The sequence below is a fragment of the Agarivorans sp. DSG3-1 genome (assembly GCF_046774965.1).
In the GTDB taxonomy this organism is placed as follows: Bacteria; Pseudomonadota; Gammaproteobacteria; order Enterobacterales; family Celerinatantimonadaceae; genus Agarivorans.
This window is the reverse complement of record NZ_CP177241.1, coordinates 2,590,516-2,606,488: the sequence shown is the minus strand read 5'-3', so window position 1 is coordinate 2,606,488 and position 15,973 is coordinate 2,590,516. Positions and strand designations below refer to the sequence as shown.

At 45.1% G+C, this 15,973-nt stretch carries 13 protein-coding genes and 4 tRNA genes; 8 read left to right on the top strand and 9 right to left on the bottom strand.

Features of this window, described 5'->3' with window-relative positions:
- The first annotated feature begins 41 nt into the window (after nucleotides 1-41).
- Together fadE and ACLD71_RS12135 are read left to right on the top strand one after the other, a co-directional pair.
- The gene (gene fadE / locus ACLD71_RS12140) at nucleotides 42-2,513 is read left to right on the top strand and encodes an acyl-CoA dehydrogenase FadE (protein ID WP_411990871.1); all 2,472 of its coding nucleotides are present in this window, start codon (nucleotides 42-44) and stop codon (nucleotides 2,511-2,513) included.
- Between the two features lie 124 nt (nucleotides 2,514-2,637).
- Nucleotides 2,638-4,164, top strand: a complete 1,527-nt coding sequence (locus tag ACLD71_RS12135; protein ID WP_411990870.1) for an HD domain-containing phosphohydrolase — start codon at nucleotides 2,638-2,640, stop codon at nucleotides 4,162-4,164.
- A gap of 71 nt (nucleotides 4,165-4,235) precedes the next feature.
- On the opposite strand, the gene ACLD71_RS12130 is transcribed toward ACLD71_RS12135, so the two are convergent.
- The 7 genes from ACLD71_RS12130 to dnaQ all read right to left on the bottom strand — a co-directional run bounded on the left by ACLD71_RS12130 (nucleotide 4,236) and on the right by dnaQ (nucleotide 6,822).
- Nucleotides 4,236-4,312: transfer RNA gene (locus tag ACLD71_RS12130), tRNA-Asp, on the bottom strand.
- A 39-nt stretch (nucleotides 4,313-4,351) separates the two neighbouring features.
- Nucleotides 4,352-4,428, bottom strand: a tRNA-Asp gene (locus ACLD71_RS12125).
- Between the two features lie 23 nt (nucleotides 4,429-4,451).
- A tRNA-Asp gene (locus ACLD71_RS12120) sits at nucleotides 4,452-4,528 on the bottom strand.
- 36 nt (nucleotides 4,529-4,564) lie between these two features.
- Nucleotides 4,565-4,641 (bottom strand) — tRNA-Asp (locus ACLD71_RS12115).
- Between the two features lie 146 nt (nucleotides 4,642-4,787).
- Complete coding sequence (locus tag ACLD71_RS12110) at nucleotides 4,788-4,985, bottom strand: hypothetical protein (RefSeq protein WP_411990869.1); 198 nt, start codon at nucleotides 4,983-4,985, stop codon at nucleotides 4,788-4,790.
- The gene (locus tag ACLD71_RS12105) at nucleotides 4,970-6,040 is read right to left on the bottom strand and encodes a TIGR03503 family protein (RefSeq protein WP_411990868.1); all 1,071 of its coding nucleotides are present in this window, start codon (nucleotides 6,038-6,040) and stop codon (nucleotides 4,970-4,972) included. Before ACLD71_RS12105 ends, ACLD71_RS12110 begins: the two co-directional genes overlap by 16 nt.
- A gap of 5 nt (nucleotides 6,041-6,045) precedes the next feature.
- Nucleotides 6,046-6,822 (bottom strand): DNA polymerase III subunit epsilon, encoded by a 777-nt coding sequence (dnaQ, locus tag ACLD71_RS12100; protein ID WP_137674938.1) that lies wholly within the window; start codon nucleotides 6,820-6,822, stop codon nucleotides 6,046-6,048.
- Between the two features lie 51 nt (nucleotides 6,823-6,873).
- Between dnaQ and rnhA the strand changes: the two genes are divergently transcribed.
- Nucleotides 6,874-7,347, top strand: coding sequence for a ribonuclease HI (rnhA, locus tag ACLD71_RS12095; protein WP_137674937.1), 474 nt, complete (start codon nucleotides 6,874-6,876; stop codon nucleotides 7,345-7,347).
- Here the strand turns inward: rnhA and ACLD71_RS12090 are convergent.
- Nucleotides 7,344-8,060 (bottom strand): methyltransferase domain-containing protein, encoded by a 717-nt coding sequence (locus tag ACLD71_RS12090; protein ID WP_137674936.1) that lies wholly within the window; start codon nucleotides 8,058-8,060, stop codon nucleotides 7,344-7,346. The genes rnhA and ACLD71_RS12090 overlap by 4 nt on opposite strands.
- Nucleotides 8,061-8,131: 71 nt before the next feature.
- On the opposite strand from ACLD71_RS12090, the gene gloB reads away from it, so the two are divergent.
- Both gloB and ACLD71_RS12080 read left to right on the top strand, forming a co-directional pair.
- Nucleotides 8,132-8,902: a hydroxyacylglutathione hydrolase gene (gene gloB, locus ACLD71_RS12085; protein ID WP_411990867.1), complete on the top strand. Its 771-nt coding sequence runs from the start codon at nucleotides 8,132-8,134 to the stop codon at nucleotides 8,900-8,902.
- Nucleotides 8,903-8,963: 61 nt separating this feature from the next.
- A complete protein-coding gene (locus ACLD71_RS12080) occupies nucleotides 8,964-10,565 on the top strand; it encodes a LysM peptidoglycan-binding domain-containing protein (RefSeq protein ID WP_411990866.1) in 1,602 nt (533 codons plus the stop codon).
- On the opposite strand, the gene ACLD71_RS12075 is transcribed toward ACLD71_RS12080, so the two are convergent.
- Nucleotides 10,540-11,325, bottom strand: a complete 786-nt coding sequence (locus tag ACLD71_RS12075) for an endonuclease/exonuclease/phosphatase family protein (RefSeq protein ID WP_411990865.1) — start codon at nucleotides 11,323-11,325, stop codon at nucleotides 10,540-10,542. The genes ACLD71_RS12080 and ACLD71_RS12075 overlap by 26 nt on opposite strands.
- A 145-nt stretch (nucleotides 11,326-11,470) precedes the next feature.
- On the opposite strand from ACLD71_RS12075, the gene ACLD71_RS12070 reads away from it, so the two are divergent.
- The 3 genes from ACLD71_RS12070 to ACLD71_RS12060 all read left to right on the top strand — a co-directional run bounded on the left by ACLD71_RS12070 (nucleotide 11,471) and on the right by ACLD71_RS12060 (nucleotide 15,935).
- The gene (locus ACLD71_RS12070; protein WP_411990864.1) at nucleotides 11,471-12,340 is read left to right on the top strand and encodes a patatin-like phospholipase family protein; all 870 of its coding nucleotides are present in this window, start codon (nucleotides 11,471-11,473) and stop codon (nucleotides 12,338-12,340) included.
- Between the two features lie 112 nt (nucleotides 12,341-12,452).
- Nucleotides 12,453-14,114 (top strand): methyl-accepting chemotaxis protein, encoded by a 1,662-nt coding sequence (locus ACLD71_RS12065; RefSeq protein ID WP_303510199.1) that lies wholly within the window; start codon nucleotides 12,453-12,455, stop codon nucleotides 14,112-14,114.
- 159 nt (nucleotides 14,115-14,273) lie between these two features.
- Nucleotides 14,274-15,935 carry a methyl-accepting chemotaxis protein gene (locus tag ACLD71_RS12060; RefSeq protein WP_411990863.1) on the top strand — a complete coding sequence of 554 codons (1,662 nt, stop codon included), beginning with the start codon at nucleotides 14,274-14,276 and terminating at the stop codon, nucleotides 15,933-15,935.
- Nucleotides 15,936-15,973: the final 38 nt, after the last annotated feature.

Here is a 15,973-nt window from a genome sequence, read left to right as displayed (position 1 = left end):
CCGAAGAGGTCAGACCTCTTACCAACATCAGGGAGATATTGATGCAAAGTTACTTACCTTTAATTGCCGCTATTGGCATTATTTTATTGATGGGCGGACTTGCCTATTTTAGAGCCTCACTACTAGCGTTTAGCTTGTTACTAACAGCGGCTCTGCTGGGCTACAGTGTTATATCGCCTTTTAGTGAGCTATTTTGGCTAGGCTATTTACTGATTGTGGGTGGGCTTAACTTCAAACCTTTGCGTCAGCAGCTAATTTCTAAACCGCTTTTCAAGATCTTCAAAAAAATCATGCCCGAAATGTCGCGAACTGAAAAAGAAGCGATTGATGCAGGCACTACTTGGTGGGAAGGCGACTTGTTCCGCGGTGCACCAGATTGGAAAAAACTACATAGCTACCCTGCTCCGCGCTTAAGCCCAGAAGAACAAGCATTTTTAGATGGTCCTGTTGAACAAGTCTGTGCCATGACCAATGATTGGGAAATCACTCATGAGTTGGCAGACTTACCAGAGGAAGTCTGGGATTTCTTAAAAGAACACAAATTCTTCGCCATGATTATTAAAAAGCAATATGGCGGTTTAGAGTTCTCGGCTTATGCACAATCTTGTGTCCTACAAAAATTAGCCAGTATTTCAGCCGTACTTTCAAGCACTGTAGGTGTACCTAACTCACTAGGTCCCGGCGAACTGCTGCAACACTATGGCACTAAAGAACAGCAAGACCACTATCTTCCCCGCTTGGCCGAAGGTAAAGAGATTCCATGTTTTGCCTTAACCAGCCCAGAGGCAGGCTCAGACGCAGGCTCAATTCCAGATGCTGGCGTTGTATGTATGGGTGAGTGGCAAGGTAAGCAAGTACTCGGTATGCGTATCACTTGGAACAAACGCTACATAACGCTGGCTCCTGTCGCCACCATTCTTGGCTTAGCGTTTAAGCTGTCAGATCCAGAAGCTTTGTTGGGCGAGCAAAAAGAGTTAGGCATTACCTGTGCGCTCATTCCCACAGATATAGACGGTGTAGAGGTGGGCCGTCGCCACTTCCCGCTTAACATACCCTTTATGAATGGCCCTACCCGTGCAAACGAATTATTTGTACCTATCGACTTCATTATTGGTGGCAAAGAAATGGCCGGCCAAGGTTGGCGCATGCTTGTGGAATGTTTGTCGGTTGGCCGCGGAATTACCCTTCCTTCCAGTGCAACTGGTGGCATTAAAAATGCGGCTTTAGCTACCGGTGCTTACGCCCGTATCCGTCGCCAATTCAAATTACCCATTGGTAAAATGGAAGGTGTGGAAGAGCCTTTAGCTCGACTAGCAGGCAACGCCTATATGATGGGAGCGGCTTCAGACTTAACCGTAACCGCCATCGACCTTGGCGAAAAACCATCGGTGATTTCTGCCATAGTAAAATACCACCTAACCCACCGAGGCCAGCGCGCTAGCATTGATGCAATGGACGTTGTGGGCGGTAAAGGAATTTGCTTAGGTCCTAAAAACTTTTTGGCTCGCTCGTATCAAGGTGCCCCAATCGCGATTACAGTGGAAGGCGCTAACATTCTGACTCGTAGCATGATTATTTATGGTCAAGGCGCAATACGTTGTCACCCATACGTACTAAATGAAATGGAAGCAGCCTCTAACCCAGACTTCAACCAAGGTCTAAAACAGTTCGATAAAGCGCTATTTAGCCACTTAGGGTTCGCCACCAGCAACTTTGTACGTAGCTTTTGGTTTGGCCTAAGTAGCCACACCATGGTTAGCGCACCATATTCAGACCAAACCGCCGTTTATTACAAACAGCTCACACGCTTTAGCAGTAATTTAGCGTTGTTATCAGACGTAGCCATGGGTACTTTGGGTGGTAACCTTAAGCGTAAAGAGCGTGTATCAGCCCGTTTAGGCGATATGCTTAGCCAACTTTACTTAGGTTCAGCAGCCTTAAAACGCTTCGCTGACGATGGCCGTAAAGCTGAAGATTTAGATCTGTTGCACTGGGCAATGCAAGATTCACTCTATCAATTACAAACAGCCTTAGATGAGCTACTGCTAAACTTCCCTAATAAGTGGGTTGGCAAGGCAATGCGTTTAGTCATGTTCCCATTAGGCAAACCATTACGTGCGCCAAGTGACAAACTTGATCACAAACTTGCGCGCATTTTGCAGCAACCGAGTGAAACCCGTAATCGTGTAGGCCAAGGGCGTTTTGATAGCCGAGTTGCCGGCAACGTATATGGCGAGTTAGAACAAACCCTAGAAGATGTATTGGCTTGTGAGGCGCTCTACGACAAAGTGTGTAAAGCACTAGGTGAAAAGCGTCCATTCACTATGTTAGATAAACTCGCCGAAGAAGGCATTAAGCTAGGCGTTATCAATGCCGACGAAGCCGCATTAATGCGCCGCACTGAACAAGGTCGCCTCAATGCAATTAATGTGGACGACTTTGACCACCAGCAACTGGAGAATCGCCCTGACCTAGATAAAACCAACACAGGTGATTTGGAATCGGTTGCGTAAAGTAACAATCAATAATAAAAAAGCGAGCTGACATAGCTCGCTTTTTTTATAACAAACAAAAACAACACATTGAATTTGGGTCTAAAATACTTTTAAACTAAGAAAAAATAGGCACGGTACAGCAATGAGTGATGACATCTTTTTACTGGATGACTCAGCCCCTGAGGTAGCGCAATCAAAAGAGCAATGGAAGCTTTTAGTGGTTGATGATGAGCCAGAAGTTCATCACATCACGACAATGACCTTGTCGCAGTTTGCATTTGATAACAAATCTATTCAATTCCTGCACGCCAACTCAGCTCAAGAAGCCAAACAGCTACTTACCACTCACCCCGACATAGCGTTGATCTTACTCGACGTAGTCATGGAAACCGACGATGCCGGTTTACGTTTAGTTAAACACATTAGGCAAACTCTCAATAATCAAAGTGTGCGCATCGTATTACGCACTGGCCAGCCTGGGCAGGCACCCGAAGATGAAGTGGTAGAAAACTACGACATTAATGATTACAAAGACAAAACTGAGCTCACCTCGCAAAAACTGCGCACTCTAATTAGAGCAAGCCTACGTTCTTATCGAGATATTTGTGCCCTAGAAAAACACAAAATCGGTTTAGAAAAAGTTGTTAAAGCGTCACGAGGGATCTTTGAGAAAAATGCCCTATTTACCTTTGTAGAAGGTGCTCTTGAACAACTAGCGGTGATCCTTAATCTAGAAGATAGCTGCATTTATCAGGTGGAACAGTTTGCTTATCAGGTAAAAGCGACACAGTTACAACTGTTGGCCTACCAAGGTCAGCAGCGACCGAGCCAACAACACCAACAATTATCAGATTTCCCCCTAGCTCAGCAGCAAATGTTTAGCCAAGCCATTAGCACCAAGCAAAACGTATTCACCGATGAAGCCTTAGTGATTTATTGTGAAAACAGTGCCTACAACTTACTGTTTTACATCACGCGTAATACACCATTTAATCAAGCCGACCAACACTTCATTAATCTACTCAGTGAAAACATTGTAGTAGCGCTGGAAAACATACGACTCAATGAAGTGATAAGTACTAACCAAAAAGAAGTGCTGTATCGCTTAGGCGAAATAGTAGAAACCCGCTCAAAAGAGTCTGGCATGCACGTGCGACGAGTCGCCTTGTTCACCGCGCTATTAGCCGAGCAACTTAATTTGCCGGCTATGCGTGTAGAACAACTAAAACTTGCCTCACCGTTACACGATGTAGGCAAAGTTGCCATTCCCGATGCTATCTTGCATAAGCCCGGTAAGCTCAGTCCTGAAGAATGGGAAATCATGCAAACCCACGCCGCCATTGGCGAAAACATGTTGAAAGACTCAAATATTGAAGTCATGCAGCTCGCCTCAGAGATTGCTGGCTCGCATCATGAGAAATGGGATGGCACCGGTTATCCAAGAGGCTTACAAGGCGAGCAAATCCCACTGAGTGGCCGTTTAACAGCGATAGCCGATGTATTTGATGCGCTGGGAAGTATTCGTTGCTACAAAGATGCTTGGAACGATGAAGACATTATTGAGTATTTAAAACAGCAACGTGGTGCGCAGTTTGATCCACAACTGGTAGACGGGTTACTCAACAACTTTGAACGTTTTGCTGCCATTAGAGATAAGTACCAAGATTAGCCAAACCAGAGTTAGCTTGGTAAATTTTAGGCACAAAAAAACCTCGATTAACGAGGCCTAATGTTTAGTAGTGGCGGAGTGGACGGGACTCGAACCCGCGACCCCCGGCGTGACAGGCCGGTATTCTAACCAACTGAACTACCACTCCGCATATACTAACGTCACGATTGTATTACTACTTTAATGCTGGCGGAGTGGACGGGACTCGAACCCGCGACCCCCGGCGTGACAGGCCGGTATTCTAACCAACTGAACTACCACTCCTACGCATTAAATTGTTTCGTCGTTGGCGGAGTGGACGGGACTCGAACCCGCGACCCCCGGCGTGACAGGCCGGTATTCTAACCAACTGAACTACCACTCCGCTACATCGAAACATTACACACAGACAAAACAGACTTGGCGGAGTGGACGGGACTCGAACCCGCGACCCCCGGCGTGACAGGCCGGTATTCTAACCAACTGAACTACCACTCCGCAGAACCATCTCGTCTGGTGCGGCGCAGATAATACGGTTATGCCTATTACGAGTCAACAAAGAATTGTCTTATTTCTTTAAAAACCCGTTCAAGCGCCGATGTTTTAGCCAATGCGCCGAGCTTTTAGCCAAGACGGTTAAAAAATCACTCAGACGGCATTTTTAAAGTACTGGCTTCATCCATTTTAGGCTCAACGCTTGGTTGGGCCACTGGGGCTTCTTTGGCATTTTTTAACGCCGCTTCAAAGGCCTTACGTTTGCGCCACCAAATAAACAAAAATGCCAAGCCAGCAACCGCTACAAAGCCGAATACCGATAACAGTATAACTAACCACAACGACATCTCTGGCTCTGGCACAACCACCGTCTTAACCACCTCTGGTTCTGGCGGCGGAGGGGGGGGGGCAAAATCACAAAATCTTCTTCAGGTAAATCGATCACAATTTCGCGGTTTTGAATCGTTGTTGCCAATAACGTCCCCATTACACGATAGCGGCCTTGTTCTGTGGGTGTAGGCAAATCAACTGTAAACTCTTCACCGTCGGCATAGGTTTGAAAAGCTTGTTCCCACCCTACGTTGTTATATACCTTGCCGCTAATCACTACCGACTCAGGCCGCACTTCATCGGTATCTATCACCAACGCCATACGCGCTTGGCGCTGTTCGTCTTTTGGTGACATCACCTTTATAGACACTGGATTAGGATAAATAAGAACTGGCGAAAGCTGAGCGCGAGTGAAAATTTGGTTTAGCGTGCTCACCACCATCTCATACTTACCTGGCCGAGCTTCTAGCTTAATGTGGGTTGTGAATACACCGTCATCGGCATATTCATCATAGTCTTTACCATCATCATAGAATTTACCAAGTTCATCTCGACGCACTTCTACGGTTTGGTCTTCCAGTAACTGTTGACGCATTAGCGCTACGTTCATCAAGGCTTCTTTGAGCATGACCTCTAGATCTATCCGCTCGCCCTTAGAACTTAAACGTGCCGAGATGCGTAAACGTTCGCCTTGATATAGTTGATGGGGGATGGGATCAACGTTGAGTTCTACGTCACTGAGAATCCGAATACGGTTACGCCCGTTGTTTTCCGCCACAGCCTGCCAAGGACCACGCATTGGGTTTTCAATGGTCACAATATCCAGCTCGTCGGTTTCTAACCAGCTCACATTTTTGGGCACTTCCCAAGCATAGATTTTGCTGCCATCGGGGCGTACTAAAATAGCAGCCGGAGAACCCGGCGAACGATACAGCAGGAAGGTGGCTTTCTCGATACTGTGATCTAAACGAAAGCGGTTATCGATTAAAGGGATATCACGATTTTCAAAAATAGTGCTAGCCTGCAAGGGAAGCGCCAGCCATAACAACAGCCACAGAGTATTTTTAATCATTCAGTCTAGTTACGCCAGCGACACTGGCCTCCCTTTTTTTCTACCAAATCTAAGCGCTCTTGGTGCGAACCAAGTTCTTGTTCGCTAGCAAACACCACTTTTAGTGGAGGCCTGTTTGAATCAACCAAGCGAACACCTACTCCGTCACCACTGCCCTTTTGCTTTAAGTTCAGCTTATTCTGGCCACCGGTCATCTTTAAGAACACGTCGGCCAATAACTCAGCATCAAGCAATGCACCGTGATAGGTACGTGAAGAGCGGTCTACGCCATAGTAATCACTTAAAGAATCTAAGTTTTTCCGTGAAGGTAAGGGTTTATTACCCGCTAACTGTACTTCACGTTTATTGTACTCGCCTCGTCTTGCCACCAATAGAGAATCAGTGATAGTACAAATATCGGCACAATTTGGCATCGCTTTAGTTAAGGTTCGCGACATCATGGCAAACTCGTGATCTAAGAAGCTAATATCGAAGTTTGCGTTGTGCGCCACTAACTCGGCACCACGAATAAACTCAACAAAGTCTCGCGCAACATCTCTAAACAGCGGTTTATCGGCAATAAATTCATCGGTGATACCGTGAACTTGGATTGCCTCTTCATCAATCAGCTGCTCTGGATTGATATACACATGAAAAGTATTACCGGTTAGCTTACGGTCAATAACTTCAACACAACCAATTTCAATCACTCGGTGCCCTTGGTAGATAGGCCCGCCACTATCGTTCATACCGGTGGTTTCAGTATCAAATACGATTAAACGATGGCTCTTAGATTGGTTCAAAACAGCTCCTATGCGACACTAAGCAGATAATCCTGTTAGTTTACCAAAGATATGGCAAAAGAAGTTCACTTGTTTACTGACGGCTCTTGTTTAGGTAACCCCGGACCAGGAGGTTATGGCGCACTGCTGGTATATCAGCAACATCGCAAAGAACTCAGCCAAGGCTTTCGCCTCACCACCAATAATCGTATGGAAATGCTCGCTGCTATTGTTGCCCTAGAAAGCTTAAAACAAGATTGCAAAGTCATTCTTACCACCGACAGCCAATATGTGCGTCAAGGCATTACTCAATGGATCCACAATTGGAAAAAACGCGCTTGGAAAACCGCAGCCAAAGCCGAAGTGAAAAATGTTGATTTATGGCAACGTTTAGATGCCGCATGCCAACGTCATCAGGTTGAGTGGCATTGGGTAAAAGGCCATGCAGGCCACCCAGAAAACGAACGGGTAGACGATTTAGCTCGAGAAGCGGCTACTAATAACCCAGAGCAAATCGACCTCGCCTACGAACAGTTACACGATTAGCCACTAATCGATGACGTTACAGGTATGCGCTGCTTGACTCGCCAAGTTTTTTTAATAGGAGTAAGCGGGGCTCTGCGTTTTCGCGCCACAATAAAATAGGCTGAGGCAGTCGCTCTAAAATAGCGTTTCCCCCAACGCTCAAACCATTGCGGTGCGGGTCGGCTATTAACAAAAGAGGTATAAGCTAAACGCTCATCATTTAACACCTCAAAACCCAAAAGGTTAAGCCAGTCTTTTACTCGCGCAGGAGTAAACATTCGGCAAGACCAAGGCAAACCACGCTTTCTAAAAGGGAAATAACGGCGCATACCTAATAAGCTAAAAGGATTAAAACCACTAATAATAATGTAGCCGTCGGCAGTGAGTACGCGCTCCACTTCGCGCAATAATTGGTGAGGGTCTTTTGAAAAATCTAAGCTGTGGGCTAACAAGCAGAGGTCGATACTACTTTCTTGAAAAGGCAATTGCTCCGGTTTGGCACGCAAACCTATTAAATGCCCCTCCTTCGCCACATTTAGCTGATGACGAATCATCGACGCGTGACAATTAAGCTGAGCACTTAAATTACCCAGTTTTAACATATGATAACCAAAAGCTACTGGCAGATATTGGTCCAACAAACTTTGCTGCTGATCCATTAGCCAATCACCTAATGGCAAATCTTGCCAGAAGTCAGGACTTTCAATTACTTCACGAATTTTCGCCGGCTTCATCAATTCCCCGTACCAATCTATTGCAGATAAGGCAATAATGTCTCATCGACTTTAACGACAGAGATATCATAATGCAAATCATCCATATACCCGCTTTTAATGATAACTATATCTGGTTATTAAAAGAGGTTGATTCAAACCATTGTGTCGTTGTCGACCCCGGTGATGCAACCCCTGTGAAACAGCGTTTACAAGAAATTGATGGCCAGCTTAGCGCAATCCTTATTACCCACCATCATGCCGACCATATTGGAGGAGTAAAAGAGTTACTCGAAACCTATCCAGCAGCAGAAGTATTTGCCCCAAGTAATAGCAAATATCACTTTCCTCACACTGTTGTTAACGAAGGTATGAGTATTACGCCGCAAGGTTTACGTGATGAGATGTCTGTTATTGAAGTACCGGGACACACCTTGGATCATATTGCTTACTTTAGCCCAGGGCATCTGTTTATTGGCGATACCGTTTTTTCAGCTGGCTGCGGTCGCCTGTTTGAAGGCAGCGCCGAACAAATGCACCACTCTTTAGCCAAAATTTGTCAACTTGATAGTGAAACGCTAATTTATGCCGCGCATGAATATACTCAAGCAAATCTTCAATTCGCCTTAGCCGTAGAACCTGATAATCAAGCTTTAGTGAACTTTCAGCAACAAGTGAGCAAGCTGCGTCAAATGGGACTACCCACCCTACCCACAAGTTTAGAACAGCAACTGGCGATAAATCCTTTCCTACGTTGCCAGAATGCCTCAATTAAAGCTGCCGTAGAGCTAGAAAATTTACAGCCATTAAACAATGAGATAGCAGTGTTTGCTGCCCTAAGGTCATGGAAAGACCGCTTCTGACTTGCTAATTTCACGCGACCTCAATAACATTGGCTCTGAATTTTTAGTAGATGGATAAATCATGAAAGCGCTCATTGTTGGCCTTTTTTCATTGTTATTGGGCGCTTGCCAACTGACCACTCCCACCGTAACCGAGCAATTGGCTCCCGCCGATTCAGGGCTTACACAACCGGAACAAAACACCGAAGTAGCGGCGAACAGTCAAACCAGTGACGACAGTCTTAGCAAAGAAACCGAAGTTGTCGCTAAAGTCGAAGCGCCATTGCCTGTGGTTTACGACGACGTGTGGCTACGTATTGAAGACCAACTGGCGATACCGCTACCAGAAAACAACAAACGCCTACAAGCCCAGCTTAACTGGTTTTTAAAACATCCAGATTACATGCGCCGCGTATCAGTGCGCGCCGACCCTTATTTGTTCTTCATTGTTGAAGAAATTGAGCGTCGCAACATGCCATTAGAGCTGGCCCTGTTACCGATTGTAGAAAGCGCCTTTCAACCTTTTGCCTACTCGCATGGCCGAGCTGCAGGCATTTGGCAGATTATTCCAGGTACCGGCACGCGCTTTGGCTTAGAGCAAAATTGGTGGTATGACGGACGACGTGACGTTTATGCCGCAACTCATGCCGCCTTAGATTACTTGGAATACCTCAACAAATATTTCGACGGCGATTGGTTACACGCCTTAGCTGCTTACAACTCTGGCGAAGGTCGAGTTCGTCGCGCTATTCGTGCTAACGAAAAAGCCGGTAAAGCCACTGACTTTTGGTCATTAAACCTGCCAAGAGAAACCCGTGCTTACGTACCAAAACTATTGGCCTTAAGCCAAATGTTACAACAGCGTGATAACTATAAACTGAACATTCCAGCCATTGCGAACAAGCCATATTTTGAAAAAGTAGCCACTTACAGCCAAATTGATTTGGCGTTAGCGGCTGAGCTTGCAGGTATCAAACTAGACGAGCTGCATAAATTAAACCCTGGTTTTAACCGCTGGGCCACAGCACCAGACGGCCCACATTACTTATTGGTTCCGACCAAAACAGTTCCCAACTTTGAGATTGCTTTAGCATCATTGTCTAAACAAGAACGCATGCAATGGGCACGCTACAAAGTAAAATCGGGTGATAGCTTAAGTGTTATTGCAAAACGCTATAACACCACCAGCAAACAAATCCGCGAGCTAAACCAGCTGAACAACAATACGATTCGAATTGGCCAGCACTTGTTGGTGCCGGTATCTTCTCGCAAACAAAGCGCTTATACCCTAAGCCAAAGCCAACGATTAGTTAGCCAGCAAAACAAGCCACGTGGTGACATCAAACTTAGTTATACAGTAAAGTCTGGTGATAGTTTCTGGAGCATCGCGCAAGCCTACAAAGTTAGCCACCGAAATGTTGCTAAGTGGAATAGCATGGCGCCTACTGACACTTTGAAGCCAGGTAAAAAGTTAGTTATTTGGCAAAAATCTAAAGCCAGTAAAAACCATATTCAAACCGTCACTTACCAAGTAAGAAATGGTGACTCACTGTCTCGTATTGCACAGAAGTTTAAAGTATCGATAACCGACTTATTAAAATGGAATGACCTAAATAAAAATCACTACTTACAGCCGGGTCAAAAGTTGAAGTTATACATTAACGTTGCCGAAGTGAGCGCGTAGAAAACTCAAAACTAGCCATTAAGGCGTTGTGATCCGATGTATCAGTGGCAACGCTTTGGCTACTTTGAAGCGTTAAGCCACGATAAAAAATATAATCTAAAGCTTTACCAAAAAAGCGAGTGCGTTCATCGGGTTTAAACGATACTGTTTTTAATTGATGTGCCAAAATGAACTGTTCCAACACCGCTAAACGTCCAACACTCCAGGTATTAAAATCCCCGGCTAAAATCAAAGGTCCATCATAAGCGGCCAACCACGGGCTCAGTTGCTGTAATTGCTTTAAATAATCGGCTTCACTCAAAGTAAAGTTGATACTGTGTACATTAACAATCAGTAAACTATTATCCTGCCACTGATAGTGTTGTAACAATGCCGATTTAGGCACTCTTATCCACGGTTCAGTGCTTAGCACCAAACAGTTCTTGCTACTCGCTTGTTTTGCAAGATTCACTACGCCTAGACCGTCACCAAACCACTCAAATGCAATAGCTTGATACATATGCCATTGGCTAAGCTTGCTCCATTGGCTAAAACGCTCTCTGCTCGCTTCTTGTAACAGCATAAAGTCTACCTGCTGGCTAAACTGTTCAAGCTGCTCTATCCATCCCTCATTTTGCCCTTTGTACGTATTCCAAACTAACACTGAAAAAGACCGGCTGCTTGGCTCGGCTTGCAGCAACTCTGGCAGAGGTGGCTGATAAGTTAAATCTTGATTATCGCAAGCAGGCAGCTCTGCGAAACAACTGATGCTAAATAGCACACTGCACGCAAGCAATAAATTAACGAATGGTAGAGGTGTAAACAGTCTCAAGTGGCGCTCTCACAAATCAGTTTATTGTTATAAACAATAGCGATGTAAAAAAAATACGACATACTTGAGCTATCATCAAACAATGGAAACGCTAATGCAATCCAATGAGCCAAGGACTTTGGTACCCATCTTTGCGGGAGGTGGAACTCGGCTACCAGCACATATAGGGATCCTCGCGGGCTTAAAAGAGCTCAATGTTCAGTTCTCTCATATTGTGGGAGTATCTGGCGGCAGCATTATTAGTTCATTGTTTGCCAGCGGTATGGATGTAGAGCAAATCAAAGCCATTGCCCTAGATACCGATTTCGAACAGTTCAAAGGCTTTTCCTTAATCAGTTTATTACGCAACGGCGGGCTATGTTCAGGCGACAAATTCGAAGCGTGGATAGATGATTTGCTTAACGGTGCTACGTTCAAAGAACTTCCTTTACAACTGCACGTAGTAGCCACCGATGTACGCTCAGGTTCACCTGTAGTATTTGATGCTAAAAGAACCCCTGATCTCAAAGTTTCTCGGGCTGTGCGTTTTTCAATGTCGATTCCGCTTATCTTTTCATTCAAGCCCTACCAAGACCATTTAATGGTAGACGGTAGCATTTTGTCTGAAGATGCTTTACATCAAGACTGGGCCACCGATGGCACACCGGTAATTTGCTTTCGCTTACGTGGTGATAACGATATTAAGCCACTTCAAACCAACGGGATTTTTCCACTCGCGGCATACATATCACTATTAATACGTACTTTTATGACCACCATTTCTCGAGAATATGTTAACGAGAAATTCTGGCATCGCACTATTGTGGTTAATACTGGCAACACCTCACCGGTAGATTTTCATTTAGACGATCAAGCAAAGCTTCGCTTATTCGACACTGGATATAAAACTGCACTTGATATTGTTCCAGCTAAAATTTGGCATCAACAACACCCCGCCCCTCAAAATGACAAAAAAATTAATTAAAACAATGTATTGATCACGTTTTTAGTCATGACTAATGGTTAATACAAACTAGCTCCAGTTGCCGTCTACACTTATAAAAAGCTGTAAAATAAAACAATTTGGAAGAAAGATTATGTCCTTAACCATTCGCAAAAGACTGTTAATACTTGCCCTTGCCCCCGTACTTATTTTGTCAATTAGTATCTTATTACTGACAATTTCAGAAACTCAAAAACTCACTCACGGTCAATCAACCGAGACGCGAGAGAATATGGTTGCCATGAAAAAGGCTGAGTTAAAAGCCTACATGGACATGGCTTACTCCGCCGTCGCCGAAATTTATGAAAACGGAGGAACGCTTGAACAAGCACTGCCCATTTTGCAGCGCTTAGAATATGGCGAATCAGGGTATATTTTTGGCTACACCAATAAAGGTGTTCGAGTATTCATGGGGACTTTAGATAAGGGCATTGGTGATAACTTTTGGTCCTTACAAGACAAGCAAGGTCAGTATCTAATTCAAGACTTAATCAAAGCATCACAAAAAGAAGAATTTTATACCTACTACTTCCCCAAACCAGGTGCTACTGAGTCATCTCCCAAGCTTAGTTATGCTGTCTACTTAGACCGCTGGGATCTAATGATGGGAACAGGTTTTTATACCGACGATGTAGACGCGGTTATCGCTCAGCTTGAAGAGCATGCAGAAGAGAGCCTAAACTCCTCATTGATATTTTTAGGCTTAACCGCTTCTGCCCTGTTAGCCTTTGCCCTGTTAATTGGTTACTTCATTAATCGCAGCATTATGTCTCCGCTGCACGATCTTACCCTGTCTTTTGAGAAACTGGCCAGTGGCGATGCCGACTTAAGTGCGCGCCTAAATACCAACTACGTACACGAATTTGGTCAACTCGCCACTAACTTTAATGCCTTTATTGAACTGCTGCATGAGATCATCAGCATGGTAGGCAAAGTGGCGCATGACGTAGCCCAAGAAACCTCGTCGATGTCTGACCGAGCCAATTCTGTAGACCAACTTTTAGTTGAACAGCGCGAAGAAACCGAGCAAGTAGCCACCGCCATGACTGAAATGACCGCTTCGGCGCATGATGTTTCCGACAATGCTAATCAGGCCGCTAACTCTGCTCAGCAAGTAGATAACAGCGCTGGTGACGCAATGACCACAGTAGATAGCGCAGCAGCTACTGTGCAGTCCTTGGCAAACGAGATAGGACAAGCGAGTGAAGTTATCGCCAAACTAGAAGGCGATGTACAAAATATCTCATCAGCACTAAGTGTGATTCAAGGCATTGCCGAGCAAACCAACTTACTCGCTCTAAACGCGGCCATTGAGGCTGCACGTGCGGGCGAACAAGGTCGCGGTTTTGCCGTAGTTGCCGACGAAGTACGCCAACTTGCCAGTCGTACTCAACAAAGTACCGGTGAAATTCATGGCATGATCGAGCGCCTTAAGAGTGGGTCTGATGCGGCAGTATCAGCCATGGATAGCAGCCAAGAACGCAGCGGAGAAGCGGTAACTGGTGCAAACGCCGCTAGTGAAGCACTACAACTGATTAAAAGTTCGATTCAACACATTATGGATATGAACGCCTTAATCGCCACCGCCACAGAAGAGCAAAGCCATGTGGGGCAAGAAATTTCTCAACGGATTGTGCATATTGCCGACCAATCAAGTCAATCAGCGGGTCTTGCGCAGGAAAATCGCAGCGGCAGTGTCAATCTTAATGAGCGAGCAGAACAACTTGAAGAGCTCGTTAAACGATTTACTTTATAAACTCAGCAGGTCGCTCACAAAAAGCCTCAATTTATTTGAGGCTTTTTATATCAATTGTTAACTAGCCTGAATAATTCACAAAAATGACTAAGGCCTTGCGTTAGCTTGCCGAATAATAAAAAAGACCTCTAATAAAAATCAACAAGACAGGATCCAACTATGTCTCTTACAATTCGCCAACGTTTACTCGTTTTAGCCCTAGGGCCAGTTCTTATTCTTGCTACCAGCATGTTGTATCTAAGCTACAACGAAACCAAAGCACTCAGCCAAGCTCAGTCCTCAGAAACTCAAGAAAACATGATGGAAATGAAAAAAGCCGAGCTAAAAGCTTATATGGACATGGCTTATTCATCAGTCGCCAGCATTTACGAAAGCGGTGGCAGCTTAGAGCAAGCTATGCCAACACTTAAACGCCTAAAGTATGGCGAATCAGGTTATCTATTTGGCTACCACAAAACCGGTACACGAGTGCTGCTAGGCGAAAATGATAAGGGTATTGGCGATAACTTTTGGTCCTTACAAGATAAACAAAATCAGTACATCATTCGCGATTTACTCAAAGCGTCTAAATCAGGTGAGTTTTATACCTACTACTTTCCCAAGCCTGGCGGTAATCAAGCGCTTCCTAAGCTTAGTTACGCCATTTATTTAGATAAGTGGGATATATTTATTGGCACCGGGTTTTACACCGATGATGTTGATGCCCTCATCACAAAACTGGAAGAAGAAGCACAAGCTAGCTTAGAATCGTCGATGTTTTTCATATTCCTTACTGGTGCGGCATTACTGGGGCTTGCTGTGTTAATTAGCTACTTCATTAACCGAAGCATTATGGCGCCGCTGCAAGACTTGAATCAGTCTTTTGCTAAATTAGCCTCCGGCGAAGCCGATTTAAGTGCTCGCCTTAAGACCGATTATGTTCATGAGTTTGGTCAGTTGGCGGGTAACTTCAATGCCTTTATTGAATTGCTACATGAAATCATCAGCATGGTAGGTAAAGTTGCCTTAGACGTCTCAAAAGAAACCTCATCTATGTCAGACAGAGCCAACTCGGTAGACCAGCTGTTGGTTGAGCAGCGTGAAGAAACCGAGCAAGTGGCCACCGCTATGACAGAAATGACCGCATCTGCTCATGATGTATCAGACAACGCCAATCAAGCCGCAAACTCTGCTCAACAAGTAGATAATAGCGCTGGAGAGGCCATGACCACCGTAGATAGCGCTGCGGCGACTGTGCAATCGTTAGCAAATGAAATTGCCCAAGCCAGTGAGGTTATCGCTAAGCTAGAAGGTGATGTGCAAAATATTTCGTCTGCATTAAGTGTGATTCAAGGCATTGCCGAACAAACTAACTTGTTAGCCTTAAACGCAGCCATTGAAGCCGCTCGGGCTGGCGAACAAGGTCGCGGCTTTGCGGTTGTTGCAGATGAAGTACGTCAACTGGCTAGTCGCACCCAACAAAGTACTGGGGAAATTCATGGCATGATTGAGCGCTTAAAAAGCGGTTCCGATGCAGCGGTATCTGCCATGGACAGCAGCCAAGAACGCAGTGGAGAAGCGGTAACAGGGGCCAATGCTGCTAGTGAAGCCCTGCAATTGATTAAAGATTCAATTCAGCACATTATGGATATGAACGCCTTAATCGCGACTGCCACTGAGGAGCAAAGCCACGTAGGCCAAGAAATCTCTCAACGCATCGTACATATTGCTGACCAATCCAGTCAATCAGCTGGCTTGGCCCAGGAAAACCGGAGCGGCAGTTTGAACCTAAAACAGCGTGCCGAACAACTCGAAGAACTCATTAAACGCTTTACTTTGTAATCCCAATCACTGGTTCACCCAATAAAAAAGCCACCCTA